General features: G+C 58.3%; 14 protein-coding genes. 10 read left to right on the top strand and 4 right to left on the bottom strand.

Annotation, left to right across the window (positions count from 1 at the left end; genetic code table 11):
- Together JZX87_RS29480 and JZX87_RS29475 are read left to right on the top strand one after the other, a co-directional pair.
- Window positions 1–567 (top strand): RES family NAD+ phosphorylase (locus JZX87_RS29480; RefSeq protein ID WP_206829417.1); only part of this gene is annotated, 567 nt, incomplete at its 5' end.
- 662 nt (window positions 568–1,229) lie between these two features.
- Window positions 1,230–1,484 (top strand): DUF736 family protein, encoded by a 255-nt coding sequence (locus JZX87_RS29475; RefSeq protein ID WP_206829416.1) that lies wholly within the window; start codon window positions 1,230–1,232, stop codon window positions 1,482–1,484.
- Between the two features lie 135 nt (window positions 1,485–1,619).
- Here JZX87_RS29475 and JZX87_RS29470 read toward each other — a convergent pair whose 3' ends face one another.
- From JZX87_RS29470 to JZX87_RS29455, 4 genes are all read right to left on the bottom strand, one after another.
- Window positions 1,620–2,018, bottom strand: coding sequence for a nuclear transport factor 2 family protein (locus tag JZX87_RS29470; RefSeq protein ID WP_206829423.1), 399 nt, complete (start codon window positions 2,016–2,018; stop codon window positions 1,620–1,622).
- Between the two features lie 5 nt (window positions 2,019–2,023).
- Window positions 2,024–2,920 carry an MBL fold metallo-hydrolase gene (locus JZX87_RS29465; RefSeq protein WP_206829415.1) on the bottom strand — a complete coding sequence of 299 codons (897 nt, stop codon included), beginning with the start codon at window positions 2,918–2,920 and terminating at the stop codon, window positions 2,024–2,026.
- Between the two features lie 54 nt (window positions 2,921–2,974).
- The gene (locus JZX87_RS29460; protein WP_353654296.1) at window positions 2,975–3,310 is read right to left on the bottom strand and encodes a GlcG/HbpS family heme-binding protein; all 336 of its coding nucleotides are present in this window, start codon (window positions 3,308–3,310) and stop codon (window positions 2,975–2,977) included.
- Window positions 3,311–3,442: 132 nt separating this feature from the next.
- Window positions 3,443–4,123, bottom strand: coding sequence for a DsbA family protein (locus JZX87_RS29455; RefSeq protein WP_206829414.1), 681 nt, complete (start codon window positions 4,121–4,123; stop codon window positions 3,443–3,445).
- A 108-nt stretch (window positions 4,124–4,231) separates the two neighbouring features.
- Between JZX87_RS29455 and JZX87_RS29450 the strand changes: the two genes are divergently transcribed.
- The 8 genes from JZX87_RS29450 (at window position 4,232) to JZX87_RS29415 (ending at window position 14,057) form a co-directional block, all read left to right on the top strand.
- Window positions 4,232–5,131 (top strand): LysR family transcriptional regulator, encoded by a 900-nt coding sequence (locus JZX87_RS29450; protein ID WP_132279306.1) that lies wholly within the window; start codon window positions 4,232–4,234, stop codon window positions 5,129–5,131.
- A 328-nt stretch (window positions 5,132–5,459) separates the two neighbouring features.
- Window positions 5,460–5,963 (top strand): RNA polymerase sigma factor, encoded by a 504-nt coding sequence (locus tag JZX87_RS29445; RefSeq protein WP_353654295.1) that lies wholly within the window; start codon window positions 5,460–5,462, stop codon window positions 5,961–5,963.
- A 102-nt stretch (window positions 5,964–6,065) separates the two neighbouring features.
- On the top strand, window positions 6,066–7,046 hold the full coding sequence (locus JZX87_RS29440; RefSeq protein ID WP_206829413.1) for a FecR family protein: 981 nt from the start codon (window positions 6,066–6,068) through the stop codon (window positions 7,044–7,046).
- 152 nt (window positions 7,047–7,198) lie between these two features.
- Window positions 7,199–9,586 (top strand): TonB-dependent siderophore receptor, encoded by a 2,388-nt coding sequence (locus tag JZX87_RS29435; RefSeq protein WP_206829412.1) that lies wholly within the window; start codon window positions 7,199–7,201, stop codon window positions 9,584–9,586.
- Window positions 9,587–9,624: 38 nt separating this feature from the next.
- Entirely contained in the window at window positions 9,625–10,476 is an 852-nt protein-coding gene (locus JZX87_RS29430; protein ID WP_206829410.1) for an ABC transporter substrate-binding protein, read from the top strand.
- Window positions 10,477–10,479: 3 nt separating this feature from the next.
- Window positions 10,480–12,489: a Fe(3+)-hydroxamate ABC transporter permease FhuB gene (gene fhuB / locus JZX87_RS29425; RefSeq protein WP_206829408.1), complete on the top strand. Its 2,010-nt coding sequence runs from the start codon at window positions 10,480–10,482 to the stop codon at window positions 12,487–12,489.
- Complete coding sequence (gene fhuF / locus JZX87_RS29420; protein ID WP_206829406.1) at window positions 12,473–13,228, top strand: siderophore-iron reductase FhuF; 756 nt, start codon at window positions 12,473–12,475, stop codon at window positions 13,226–13,228. Before fhuB ends, fhuF begins: the two co-directional genes overlap by 17 nt.
- Window positions 13,229–13,241: 13 nt before the next feature.
- Window positions 13,242–14,057, top strand: a complete 816-nt coding sequence (locus tag JZX87_RS29415) for an ATP-binding cassette domain-containing protein (protein ID WP_206829403.1) — start codon at window positions 13,242–13,244, stop codon at window positions 14,055–14,057.
- Window positions 14,058–14,223 lie beyond the last annotated feature (166 nt).

Genomic DNA, 14,223 nt, shown 5'->3' with positions numbered 1-14,223 from the left:
GCCGATCTCGCGCTGGCGTTTCGGCCGAATGCCTGGCTGCGCGTTTTGCCACGTAACCACATGGCGACGCCACTCGGCATGGGCTTTGGCAACAGCCGCTTTTCCAGCCCTCGCAGGCGATTTCGCCTGGCCTACATCGCACAGGATCTGCCCACGGCGATTGCGGAAACGATCGTGCGTGACCGTTTCGAGGGCAGCGCTGACCGGGCGCTTGATGAAACAGAGTTCGAAGACTGGGCGATTGCCGAGGTTTCCGCGATCGATCCCTTGACGGTCCTCGATCTGAGAACCACCGGTCTCCTCAAGCTCGGCGTCAGTACCGATGCTGCCCGTGCGAAAGCCCACAGCGATGGGCAGGCGCTGAGCGAGGCTGTCTACGGTAACTTCGATGCCGACGGGTTATTATACGCATCGCGGTTGACAGGCGCCCATTGCCTTGCGGTCTACGACCGTGCGGTGACGCGCAACCTTGCGGCGACGCCGGCAATCGAGCTTCTTCGACACCCAGACCTCGTTCCCGCGTTGAAGGAAATCGGTGTCTCGGTCCGGAGCGCGCGCTCTCCATGACAGGCGTTCGGCCGATGCGCTCATGGCCACGACAGGGATCCGTGGACACCCGCCATCGACCGAAGGGGCGGGATCAATCAGCTGCGATTGAGCGCAAGTCAGATTCTGCTGATCGCAAATTCTGAACCGGACAGCGCGGCTTGTGCGGTCCGGTGTCAGCGGACGCGATCTTGCGTCGGGCGGGTACGAAACAATGTTGCTGCGACTGGCCCCCTGCGTCCTGCCAACAACGGATCATTTTTGGCGAACAAGAACAAACATGGATGACATCTGCCCGATTGGAAACCGGAATCCGTCATCGAGACAGAGAGTCCGACGACATTTCCAGGACTTGCCGCATTGGATCGGCAAATTCCCAAACTATTGATGTAGCCATTGGTGCCATCCATTCGGGCATAGGAAGTGGGCGCGGCCAACGCGGCCTCGTTTTGACATGTCTGATCGAAGAGCGGCTGCGCCTCGATCGTTCTCCCGCAACGGCATCGCCAACTTTCTTCCCCTGCGAACTGCGTTCGCGTTCCTTGCGGTCCAAGAAAGCCATCTCCCGCCGCCCTCCATTGTATTCCGGTCCCTTAGGGACGCGGTGCGATCGTCCCCGATCAATTCGACAGTCATCGAGGACGCGATGGTCGCGGCCCGATCAACCCGAAAGGATCACGACAATGGCAGTCATCGGCGAGTGCACCACCAACGGCAACACAATCACTGGGAACTTCCGCACCCTCACCGTCTCCCTGAAGGCCCGCCTGAACTCGATCGAGCGTACCTCGCTCGACGCTCCCGACTTCCGCATCACCGCCGGCCCCGGCGTTGAAATCGGCGCAGGCTGGAGCCAAGTTTCCGGCGACGGAGAGTCCTACATCTGGATATGGGCATCCCTTTCCACGGCACGATCCAGATTTCGGATGCTCCCCTAAGACGTGCTCTTTCGGAAGTAAGGCTTTAGGCCCGCACGCAATCCTTGGGTTCCGCATTGCTTGTGAGTAAAACGATCGGAAACCTGACATCGAATCCCGTAAGGAAACCATGTCAGGTTATTCACGGTCATAATCCTATTCGGCAGCACTCAGCGCCTGCATCACCATATGGCTGTCGACATATTGGACCATGGTGGCGATCTTGCCGTTTCGGACCTCGTAGAGATGGGCAAAGTGCGCCGTCATCGACTTGCCGGTCGCTTTGTAGGTTCCAGAGTAAACGCCGAAAGCCGCGACGCGATCGCCATCCTCCATGAACGTGTGGACCTTGGCACTGTAGCCGATCCACTCCGTGCCGAGCCTGTGGAAGACCCCAGCGACAATGGCGTCCGGGCCCACATAGGTGCCGGCATATGGAAAGCCTTCGGCTTCCGTCCATGTCGCATCGGGTGCCAGGGCCGCAGCTAAGTTGCGGCCGTTGTCTTCCGATGAGCCTTCATAGGTGGCCCTGACAAGATCGAGATTGGCGCCCATGGCGATCAGCCCCACTTCATTTCGCCGGTGGCGACCTTGGAGCCGATGTCAAGGGCGACACCCATGCCAAGGCCCGGGAAGCGCGCTTCCATCGCGACCTTGAGCGAGGCGGAGTCCTTATGCTTGGCCAGTTCTTCGTCGAATGCCTTCAGGTAGGCAATGGTATGCTCGACGCCTGAAAGATCGGTCTTGGCGTCGGGCACCATGTGTCCAGCCACGACAACAGCCGGCTTGCGCGCCGCGATCTTTTCGAGATTTGCGACCCAAGCGGCCCTCAGTTCGGCACTGTTGGTGTCCGCCGTCCAGACGTGCACGCCGTTGAAGATCATCACGCCGCCGAACACGGCATTCAGGGATGGAACGAACAGATAACGCCGGTTGGCGAGGCCTTCTGCTTCGACGATTTCGATCGCTTCGCCGTCAACGGTCAGTGTCTTTTCATCAAAGACTTCCGGCATCACAACGTCGGCCAACGCCTGCGGGCCATTTTCCTTGAGCTGCGGTCCCCAAACGGCGAGCTTCTTCTCAACGCTGGCCTTGATTGCATCGACCGTGGCCGAGGCAGCGATCACCTTAGCGTCGGGGAAAGCAGCCTTGATCGGACCGAGGCTGAAGTAATAATCCGGGTCGGATTGGCTGATATAGATGGTGGTCAGTGTCTTGCCCGTTGCCTTGATCGCCTCGGCCACGGCCTTGCCATCGGGAAGCGTGAAGCCGCCGTCGATCAGCACGGCTTCCGTGGCGCCGGAGATTAGAACAGGTGCGCGGAAGAAGCCATTCTGCCCAGCGGGGAAATGTTTCCAGGTGAGGCTTCCGGCGGCGTGGCCGAGATCAGCGGGGGCGAATACGGCGGTGACGCCAGCGGCGATTGTGGTTTTCATGATGGTTCTCCTCGTGAACATGATTGCCTCCTGGTTTAAGGTTTTGGGAAAGGATGTTGGATCATCCGCCTCGTCTCATGGCTGCAGATCCTTCGCTCCAGCATTGGCAACCGCGCCATCGTCGGCAGGCATGCCAGCGCTGGCACCAATGGCGCCGATGACCTGGTTATCGACAATGATCGGCACACCTCCTTCGACGGGGAAGGCACCTGGCACCGCAAGCAGGTTGTTTTGGTTTCGATTGAGGATCATGTCCTCGATCGTGTTGGTCGGCGTCTTGATGCCGTTGGCCGCCCTGGCCTTGCCGATCGCGGCATCGATCGTGCCAATGCCGGCCTGATCCGAGCGTTCCAGGTAGGCAAGGGTTGCTGCCGGAATCGACGACCGCGGCGGCTGTAGCCTGTTTGGCACGCTTAAGTGTGATCGGCGCGCCATAGGGCGGCATGCTCTGGACAAAGGCTGTGGCCGGGGCAGACGTCCAGAGCATCGACACGCCAAGAGGGACATGGGTCATTCGTTCCATCGTCATGATCGTTTCCTCCCTCAGGTTTGGTTCTGGCGGATATTGAGGGGCCGGGAGCTGCCGATTGCGGAAAGCCTGGCAACAAGGTCGGCGGCACTGCCGAACATTTCATGTGCCTTGACCAGAGCGCGACGTCGTCCGTCATCGACAATCAGCGCTGGCACGCCACCGGCCTCGAACTCCCGCATCAACAACCGGGCCCGCTCGATGCGCTTGCGGTTTGCCGCGAGCAGTTCCGCATCCGGTGTTGCAAGGCGATCCGAAGCGGCCTTGAGGCCGGCATGCTCCAGCATTGCGCGCAGCTCCGGCAGATCGGTAATATTGCGACCGGAAGCATAACGCGCTTCTTGAATGAGCTTGAGCGCATCGATTTCGCGAGAAGGCTCTGTCAGAGAAACGGCTGTGACTGCCAGCGTCGCTGGGCCAGAGTCCAGCATTCCACCGCCGCCGAGCACCTGCACGTGATAATCTTCGGTGAACCGCTGCCCCGTTAAGCTCGCGATGCGAACATCGTTGGACCAGGCAAAGGCGGCAAGTTGTTCATCCACCGGCCGCGTGCCCGTCCCCGAGAAAAGTCCCGTCGGCGCCAGTGTGACGATGAGGTTTGGAAGCGCAGCGAGTTGTGCGAGCAAGGGCGACGCGCCATAGCACCAACCGCAGAGGGGATCAAATAAGTAGGTAATGTGGGCCTTGTCGCTCATGTCTTGCTCCTTATGAAGTTATAGATGGCATGAGAGGATTGAAGCGAGAAGTCCGTCGAACACGACAGAATGTATGCTAAAAGCAAACAATCAATAGGGAGCGTGTGCGTGCAGGAATCGACCAATCTCAATCGGCTGGCCTATTTCGTCGCTGTCGTCGATGCGGGTTCGTTTACGCGCGCAGCCGAATATCTCGGCATCACCAAGGCTGTCGTCAGCCAGCAGGTGGCAAAACTTGAAGAAGAAGTCGGCACCACGCTATTGATGCGCACGACACGACGTCTCCAGCCGACCGAGGCGGGGCGAATGTTTCACCTTCGCTGCGTCTTTGTCTTGCGCGAGGCCGAGGATGCCTTGAGAGAATTGGCTCAAGCCCGGACAGAGCCAAAGGGTCTGCTGAGGATCACGGCACCCTACGACTATGGCACCTCGGTGGTCGTTCCCCTGATGACCGCCTTCACTGCCCGCTATGCGGAATGCAAGGTCGAGTTGAGCCTCAGCGACAGAATGGTCGATCTTGTCGCTGACAATATGGATCTTGCCATTCGCGTCGGCTGGCTGGCTGATTCAAGCTTGCAGGCACGTCGGATCGGCACGTTTCGCCAATATTTGGTAAGCCCGCCCCATCTCGCGAGCAAGGTCGCCGAACTTAATGGACCGAGCGATTTGCCATCGCTTCCCTTCGTCGCCAACAATGCGCTCAAAGAACCCTTGGAATGGACGTTTACCCGCAAGGAAAGAGGCGAGACGCGCACCGTGCGTTTCAGGTCCGACATCGCGATAAACACAACGCCAGCGGTCATGGAGGCAGTGAGGCAAGGCGGCGGGCTGTCGGTCCTGCCGGATTTTCTGGCGGCCAATGACATAGCGAGCGGACGCCTGGTTCATGTCCTGCCGGACTGGCATCTGCCCTCAGGCGGTGTCTACACGGTATACCCGGCAGCCCGCTTCAGACCGCCCAAAGTCTCAGCATTCGTGGATATGTTGACCGCAAGACTGAAGGGATAAGGATGTTCTACTGATGGACGCATTCGCCGGTTTGAAGGTCAACACCCGCGCCATCCAATCGCAAGCGGTTTGAAATCCTGATGCCCAGGCTCTGCATGGCGGCCACGGGCGATTCGAGGGGAAGAACAACTTCGCCTTGAGCGGATTTGAACCGTCGGCCTAGTGCCGGCCCCAATAGGCATCTAACATTTTCAATGCGTTATTGAACGTACTCCGTCTTGTCCTGAATTAATTTCCGCCTTTGATGCAGTCCTGCTCTTGAAATGCCCCGTATGGGCCGTAAAAGATGACTTAGTTCATCATCTTTTATCAACGTGAGACCCGTGTCGTGGGTTGGGACCTGCATAAGCTCTTCAAAAGCCACTCAAGTGAACTTATGCGGTTCATCCGGCGAGCAGGCGTGCCAGAGGATGATGCACCCGATCTCCTGCAGGATGCTTTTTTACGTCTCGCAACAACGCACGACGGTCAAGCGTCAATTGCCAACCCTCGCGCTTATCTCTTCAAGGTGTCGCGTAATCTGGTAACAGATCATGCGCGCGCCCGCGCCGTTCGGCAACGCTATTCCCAGGCTGATGCGCCAACAGACGTGGTTGCACCCGCGCCACCTCCTGAAGCGGCAATAGACTATCGCCGAATGGTCCAAAAGCTTGAGGGAGCGCTTGCAGGGTTGTCGGACAGACAGCGAGAAGTGTTTCTCCTTCATAAGTTCGAAGAACTCTCTCATTCAGAGATCTCCGTGCGCCTCGGTATTTCAAGAAGCATGGTCGAGAAGCATATGATGAGGGCGCTCCTCAACCTCAGAACAGAATTGGGCGATATGCTCGATTGAGCCTCGCGGAGGTTAAATTTCACGGCACCCCGTGTGGTTTTGGCCCGCTCATCCGTCTATTGGATGGAGCACACGACAAATCAATTGGATGAGCGAATTCGGATGGGCACGGAAGGCGGGGAGATCAGCGGAAAAGAGCGGCAGGAGGCTGCTGCATGGTTTACGCGCATGAACTCCGGCGACATCACCCCTGCTGAGTTTGACGAATTCAGAACATGGTTCAGCCGTTCTGCTGAAAATGCTGCGGAGTATCAGCGTCTCGAGCGGATGTGGGCGCAATTTGACAATCTACCGCAGGTATCGCGGAAACCAAGCCCGAGTGCAGCCCGTAGCACAAGGACAGTCTCCAGGCGCACCTTGTTGATCGGCGGAAGCGCCACCGCTGCCGCCGCAGTCGCCGCCGGATGGGTCGGAAACTTTCAGGACTACGTGATCAGCGACGAGTTCACCTCAATTGCCGAAGTTCGGGAGACACGCCTGCCGGATGGGAGTGGCGTGACCCTGGATGCAAATTCGGCGATTGCGATCGACTTCTCGGATAAACGGCGAGACGTCCTGCTTCATCGAGGTCGCGCCTTCTTTGACGTCGCAACAGATAGCCGCAGACCATTCAGGGTCATGGCAAAGGGAGGGAGCGTCGAGGCGCTCGGCACGCAGTTCGTCGTCAACGTTTCGGGCGATGAGGTGATGACGAGTGTCCAGGAAAGCGCAGTGTCGGTGACAGCCCCGAGTGGCCAAGACGTTCGGCTGATGCTGGGTCAGATGGTCTCGTACAGTGGCGTCGAAATGGGCAGGGTCGAAATAGCCGACGGAGAGGTCGAGACCGCCTGGCGTCATGGGCGATTGATTTTCAGTGACAAACCACTGAGGAGCGTGGTGGCAGACGTCAACCGCTACCGGCACGGAAGATTGCAGATCGTCGGTTCAGGTCTGGAAAATCTGCGTGTCAGCGGCGTTTTCGACATCAAAAATCCGGGCGGCATTCTCGAAGCCATCGTCCGCACCCTCCCCGTGCGAGCCGTGGAGGTGACGCCGTTGCTTGTGGTTCTGATCCCCCAAGATATTTTTCGAAAAACATCATGATTGGGGTGAGGTGATCAGGTTGCCACTCGTCTTAGCTCCTGAACGGCAAGGAATGCCGGCAGGGCATATGGGACAGGGTAATGAACACAACAGGGAAACCGGGCGCATTCGTCGGGCACAACGCAACTCATTTGGGACGAATGGCAACGTTGATGGCTGGAATAAGCCTGATGCCGATCGCGACCTCCGCGCAGACAGCCGGTTCCATGGGCCCCAGACTACAGCAAGTTGCCCTCTCCTATACCATCCCGTCGGGTTCTCTCGGCTCTGCTCTGGCTACCTTTGGTAGCCGCAGCAATCTGCAGCTCCTTTATCCGGCCGCGATCACTCGAAATAAAAAGACAGCCGGCGTATCCGGAACGATGGCTCCTCAAGAAGCCTTGTCTCAATTGCTTGCCGGGACCGGTCTGACGTTCCGCTTTACAACGGCAACGACCGTGACGATTTCGGCGGTTGAGGGCCAGGCTGACGCGACCTCGTCGCCTACGGATGCAACGACGCTCGCACCCATTGTGATCGGCACGGAGCAGACTGGAAATGGTCCGGTCGACGGATATGTGGCGCGGGTCACTGCGGCCGGCACCAAAACCGACACCCCGCTGATCGAAACGCCACAATCGGTGACAGTCGTCACGTCGGACCAGATCCGCAGCCAGGGCGCAACGTCCTTGTCAGAGTCGCTTGCGTATACGCCGGGTGTTGCGATGCAGTCCGGCACGTTTAGCAGATCGGTCGACGACTTGACCATCCGCGGTTTCAACATTGCAAACGGCAATCTTGGCAGCCTTCGTGATGGCATGAAGTATCAGTCGAACGTCTACGATGGCGGTCAGGAACCCTACGGTCTGGAACGCGTCGATGTACTTCGCGGTGCGGCCTCCATGCTTTATGGCCAGTTATCGCCGGGTGGGGTCATCAATTCCATTTCGAAACGACCGACCACGACGCCAATCCATGAAGTCAACGTCGAACTCGGCACTTACGGTCGCAAGCAGGTTTCTGCCAATTTCGGCGGCCCCCTGGATGATGACGGCGTCTTCAGCTATCGTTTGACCGGCCTCGTTCGCAATGCCGACAATTGGGTGCACAACACGCCCGATGACAAGCTCTATGTTGCCCCTGCCCTCACAATCGCACCCGACGCCGCCACGTCCTTGACGATCTTGTCGAGCTATCAGCATTTTGATGCCGGTTTCGCCACACCACTTCAGCTTGAAGATGTCCGATCGGGCGCTATCCCCCGCAACATGTTCCTTGGTATCGATGGTTTCGATCAGTACAAGGGTGACAGCTACACGATCGGTTACGATTTCGAGCACGAGTTCGACAACGGCCTCAAGTTGCGCAACAAGGCGCGCTATTTTTACTCCGACGTGAATTGGGACTATATGATCGGCAATCTTGCTCCCTTGGCAAGTACCGGCGGCAGCCTGGCACGCCTCGCCAGTGTCCGCAGTGAAAACTCCTACGGCGCCACAACTGACACATCGCTGGAGTATTCCTTCGATGCACTCGGAGCGGAACACACCGTTCTCGGCGGCTTCGATTATTATCGCAGGAGCTACGACAGCCACCGCTATCGTGGTTCGGGATACAGCTTTCTCGATATTGACAGCGGCGTGACGCTCACCAATCCGCCGATCAACTACGCCGTTGATCGCGGATCCGACACGTCTGCCAATAGTTATGGGCTTTACCTTCAGGACCAGATCAAGTTCGACGATCACTGGATCCTGCTGCTCGGCGGCCGGCAGGACTGGACCGACAGTTCTGTGAAGTCGTATCAGACCGGCGGTGTGACCGATCAGTCCGATAATGCACTGACCGGTCGGGTTGGGCTTGTTTATCTGTTCGACAACGGGCTTGCCCCGTACGTGAGCATCGCACAATCATTTCAGCCTCAGGCTGGATCGGTGACCGCCACAGGTGAAGCACTCAAACCGAATGAAGCAATCCAATACGAGGCCGGTATCCGCTATCAGCCGGCTGGCAGCAATATTCTTCTAAGCGCAGCTGTCTACGACCTCACGCAATCCAACCTGACGACCAGTGATGCGTCATTCAACGTTTATCAATACGGCAAGGTAAGGTCGCGCGGTGTCGAGCTTGAAGCTCGTGCCGAGATTGATAATCTCGGATTAATCGCTGCCTATTCTTACACCGATGCTCGCATCACCGAGACCGCTTTGGCAAGCGAACTCGATCAACAGATCCAGCTTGTCCCGAGAAACGCCTTCTCCCTTTGGGCCGATTACAAACTCGATGATCTCGGCCTGGAGGGCGTGAAGATTGGCGCTGGCATGCGCTACACGGGCACAACCAATATTCTGAATACCACGCAGGATGCGCCCGCCTATCTTCTCGTCGATGCGATGGCGAGCGTTGATCTCGGCAAACTCACCGACCAGTTGGAGGGCGCGGAACTCAAGATCAACGCCCGTAACCTGTTCGACAAGAAGTTCTACACCTGCAACTACACCGATGGCTGCCGTTATGGCGAGCCAGCGACTGTGACGGCGACGCTCAGCTACAAATGGTGAAACCCGCGCCAACCCGACGGCAATTCGTGAGCGGTGGCTTGGCTTTTAGCCTCGCCTCCGCGGCAAAGGCACAAGCCCCGGCTGATCGCCCCCAGCGTATCGTTTCGATGGACCTTCTGGTAACGGAACTGCTGCTGACGCTCGGCATTTCCCCGATGGCAATCGCCAACGTGCCGCTTTACCGTCGGCTGGTTGCAGAGCCGCCGCTCTCGACCGATACCGTCGACCTCGGTCCTTTGCAGGAGCCGAATGTCGAGTACCTCCAGCTTTTGCGTCCCGACCTCATCGTAATTGCCGATTGGCAAGCGAGCGGTTTGGAGAGGCTTCGTCAGATCGCGGCAACAGAAGCGATCGCCACGTTTGCCGGCAAGACGCCCGCCCTCCAACATATGCAGGCGCAGTTGCGCATTCTTGGTGGAGTGACAGGCAACGTAGCCAGGGCTGAAGAGTGGATCGCACGCTGCGATGCGGAGCTTGCAGAGGCCAAAGCAGTCCTGTCGGCACGACTGCTTCCACCACTCTATCTATGCCGACTCAATCAGGACGCTCGCCATGTCGCAATCTTCGGCGGAAACGGTCTTGTCGGAGACGTCACCACCCAGCTTGGGCTGAAGAATGCCTGGACAGGCCGCGTAAATGCATCCGGTGTCGCTTCAATCGGCATCGAACAGCTTGCCGGAAGCCCTGACGCCCGGATTATTCATTTCGACCGCGGTCGCGAAACAGATCTTGCCGTTGCTCGCCTTGCTGACAACCCGCTCTGGCAGGTTTTACCCGCTGTGCGGGCCGGCAGGGTCACCCGCATGCCGGTGGTCTATCCCAGCGGCGGGGTCGTCAGCGCCATCCGGCTCGTGCGCCAGTTGACCACGTCTCTCGCGGAGAATGGCTGAACCATGGCTATCGCGTCGGATCAATATCAACATTCCTCCTCGCAGATTACCCTGCCAGTCGTTACACTTGCCGCGATTGCAGCGGCCTGCGGCCTGCTCGTGGCCAATGCCGGGGGTATCGCCTTTCTACATCGTGCGCTCGGACAAGGTTCATCCGGCGATCTACAAGCCGTACTGGTCTCATACGGACTGCTTCCTCGCTTTGCCATTGGCGTGATTGCGGGCCTGTCACTTGGACTGAGCGGAGCGCTATTCCAACAGATGCTACGCAATCCCCTGGCGGAGCCGGGCACACTCGCGGTATTTTCGGGCGCCAAAGCCGCCCTATTCGTGACAGTTCTTTGGATGCCTCAGGCGCTTGTCTGGGGACATGAGCCAATTATCGGGATCGGGGGCCTTCTCGCACTGGCCACCGTCTTTATCCTTGCCGCGAAATCGAAGTTCCAGCCGCTGCGCGTGATCCTGATAGGTCTCATGCTATCCCTGGGTCTCGAGGCATTCAGCGGCGCGGCTTTCCTTGTCCATTTCGAGGAACTCGGCGACCTTCTATCCTGGCAAACGGGGTCCCTCGTTCAGACGAACTGGAGCAACGTGACGATCCTGTTGCCGATCCTGCTAGTGGCGACAATCATCGCCTTGCTAATGACGCGGCCGATCACAAGCCTGGATCTCGGCGACGACAGTGCAAAAAGCGCCGGCGTTCCGGTCTACACTATTCGCCTCATTGGCCTGCTTGTTGCTGCGTGTTTGAGTGCGGCAGTTGCCGCGGCGGTCGGACCGATCGGTTTCGTCGGTCTTGTTGGCCCTGCTATCGCGAGCCGTCTTGGCGCGCGAGGTTATCAGCAGCGTATCGTGTTTGGGGCGCTGCTGTCTGCCGCCCTGCTATCGCTCGTCGATCAGGCTATATTGTCCATGGCTGGCGGTCTCGACATACCGGCCGGGTCCGCAATGGCACTCCTCGGTGCACCGATCCTGATATGGCTCGTCCGGCGGGCCAGCCTGCAGGACCGCGTCCAGCCGCCTCAGGACATGTTCGCCGCGGGGCCGGTCCGCATGATCGAAACTAGAGTATGGGTTTTCGGAGCGGCCTTGGCGCTCAGCATCGCTTGCGTGTTGGCGCTGACGCTGGGGCGGCTCGCTGACGGATGGCATTTGGCGTCACCCGAGCAGCTCATATCCGTGTGGCAGTGGCGCTTCCCACGGGTGATTGCCGCGGGAGCTGGGGGCGCGATGCTGGCGATTGCCGGTTGTCTGCTCCAAAGAATGACCGGAAATCCTTTGGCCAGCCCGGAAATTCTAGGTCTGTCCTCGGGTGGTGCCCTGTTTTTGATGCTTGCGATCTTTTTCGTACCTGGTCTCGACCGCAGCGGAATGATGGTTTTGTCTGGCCTTGGCTCGCTTATAGTGCTCGCGCTCCTCATCTGGTCCGGCCGCCGTTCTGCTTTCAGTTCCGAGCGAATGCTGCTTGCAGGTATAGCGCTTGCAGCGCTTACCGGCGCACTCACCTCTCTGATGGCACTTTTCGGCGACATGCGCATTCAGCGCCTGCTTGGCTGGATGGCTGGATCAACTTACTCGGTCAGCGAGCGCGATGCCTGGATCGCCCTTATCATCGCTGCTGTGTCGCTCGCGACAGTGCCGTTGCTGGCCCGCTGGCTGAGCATCCTTCCTCTTGGCACGGATCCCTCCCGCTCACTCGGGCTTGGGATCGCAAAAAGCCGCCTCATCCTCATGATTGTGATCGCTGCAATAACTGGCGCCGCCACATTGCTCGTTGGTCCTTTGAGCTTCGCCGGACTGATCGCACCGCACATCGCCCGAAGCATCGGCCTCTATCGCCCTATGTCCCAAGCATATGGTGCGGCGATCATTGGCGCGACTTGTATGGTCCTTGCCGATTGGATTGGCCGCACCATCGCTTTCCCTTGGCAGATCCCCGCCGGGACGGTGGCGACTCTACTGGGCAGCTTATATTTTCTCATGTTGGGCTTGAGGCATGATCGCCGAATATAGCCAATTGTTCTCCGGAGCCCTTACGGAAACGGGCGACCGTCTCTGTCTGCATGATGGCAGGGACGGTATCATTGCCTGCAAGCTTTTGCTCGATGACCGGCGGATGGCGGAAATCCTCGAGACGTTCTCGGGAAACTATGTGGAACCAGATCCACGAGCGGTGGCTTCGCAGTGGTCAAAACAGTATTTTTCACATCTCCTCATGCCGACGCTTGCTATCAACCTCGTGCTAGATCGGGCACTGCCCGTTCGACTGGATGAGGTTGGTGTTGCTCTCATGGACGATGCACGACCGAAGAGCTTCTTTTTCGATCACGCCGGCAGCCCGATAGACGCGGCAGATTTCTCAGACCGTTTCGGTAATTTGATCGATGGCCATGTCGCGCCTCTGGTCGCGAGTATCTCCAAAGCGAGTACGCTGCCGCAAAAGGTTCTGTGGGCAAACGTCGGAAACATTGTCGAAAATGTCGTCGGCCACTGTGCTCGGTTGGCAGGAGAGACGCCCAGTGTGCGGCACGGGCGGGAGATGCTCGCAAGCAGGCTCTGGAACGATGGGAGGCGGAACCTACTCTTTGAGCCGATACGCTACGAGCGCGCCAACGGGCAACAAATCCGAAAACGAAAAGTCTGCTGCCTGAGATATCTCAGCGCGTCCCTGAAACTCTGCGGAACCTGCCCTTTGGAAGAAGTCCCTCCGCGAAAACCGATGCGGGACACATCGCAAAAACAACATGTATGAACGAGGCCAGCTCATGCCGCAACAAGTCTTAAAACCTGCTATTTCTGACGCGACGGACGCTCTGTTCGAGCTCGAAAATGTGACTTTCGCCGTCTCCGATCGCGTCCTTCTGCAGCCGCTGACTATGAAGGTTCCCGCCGGCAGTTTTGTCGGACTGATCGGACATAACGGCTCCGGGAAATCGACACTTCTCAAGCTTTTGGCGCGGCACCAGGCGGCCTCAGGAGGAAGCATCCGGTTTGAGGGTAAAACACTCGGCGAATGGGCAGACAGGCCCTACGCCCGCAAAGTTGCCTATCTTCCGCAACAGATACCTGTCACAGCCGGCATGCGTGTCCGTGAACTTGTAAGGCTGGGTCGTTACCCCTGGCATGGTGCGCTCGGCCGTTTCAGTCAGGCTGATGGCCAGAAGGTTGAGGACGCAATGCATCTGACGGACGTCATTAATTTGGCGGACCGCCTGGTCGATACCCTTTCCGGCGGAGAGCGTCAGCGCGCATGGTTGGCGATGCTTGTTGCCCAGGACGCTGAGTGCCTGTTACTCGACGAACCAATATCAGCACTCGATGTGGCTCACCAGGTAGAAATGCTTGCCTTGATTCATCGCCTTTCGAATGATCGAGGCATGGGCGTCATCGCAGTCCTGCACGACGTCAACATGGCCGCACGTTTCTGCGACAAAATTGTCGCCCTGCATACCGGCAGGATGATTGCGCGTGGCACCCCGGCGGACATCATGACCCCTGACTGCCTACGATTGGTGTACGGGATTGAAATGGGAATAATGTCCCATCCCGACACCCATCAGCCTATCAGTTTCGTCCGCTGAATGGACTCGTGAGCGGCGACTACGGCCAAAACGTTTGGCATAGAGGTCAGAGCGGATGTAACGCTTCTACGCCTTGATGGGAAATCGAACCGAGGGCACCGCCGCTGACTTGACGTGTTTTTGCGGCAGTTAGCCATGACGCACATCGTTTTTATGGCACTTTAGT

Source organism: Agrobacterium sp. Ap1 (assembly GCF_017313375.1).
GTDB lineage: Bacteria > Pseudomonadota > Alphaproteobacteria > Rhizobiales > Rhizobiaceae > Neorhizobium > Neorhizobium cellulosilyticum.
Note: the sequence above shows the minus strand (reverse complement) of the source record. Positions and strands in the feature narration are given on the sequence as shown.

Coding starts and splice junctions, on each gene's coding strand:
- JZX87_RS29470 (WP_206829423.1), bottom strand. CDS start 2,018: ATGGGCGCCAATCTCGATCTTGTCAGGGCCACCTATGAAGGCTCATCG.
- JZX87_RS29415 (WP_206829403.1), top strand. CDS start 13,242: ATGCCGCAACAAGTCTTAAAACCTGCTATTTCTGACGCGACGGACGCT.
- JZX87_RS29455 (WP_206829414.1), bottom strand. CDS start 4,123: ATGAGCGACAAGGCCCACATTACCTACTTATTTGATCCCCTCTGCGGT.
- JZX87_RS29475 (WP_206829416.1), top strand. CDS start 1,230: ATGGCAGTCATCGGCGAGTGCACCACCAACGGCAACACAATCACTGGG.
- fhuF (WP_206829406.1), top strand. CDS start 12,473: ATGATCGCCGAATATAGCCAATTGTTCTCCGGAGCCCTTACGGAAACG.
- fhuB (WP_206829408.1), top strand. CDS start 10,480: ATGGCTATCGCGTCGGATCAATATCAACATTCCTCCTCGCAGATTACC.
- JZX87_RS29435 (WP_206829412.1), top strand. CDS start 7,199: ATGGCTGGAATAAGCCTGATGCCGATCGCGACCTCCGCGCAGACAGCC.
- JZX87_RS29440 (WP_206829413.1), top strand. CDS start 6,066: ATGGGCACGGAAGGCGGGGAGATCAGCGGAAAAGAGCGGCAGGAGGCT.
- JZX87_RS29465 (WP_206829415.1), bottom strand. CDS start 2,920: ATGTTCACGAGGAGAACCATCATGAAAACCACAATCGCCGCTGGCGTC.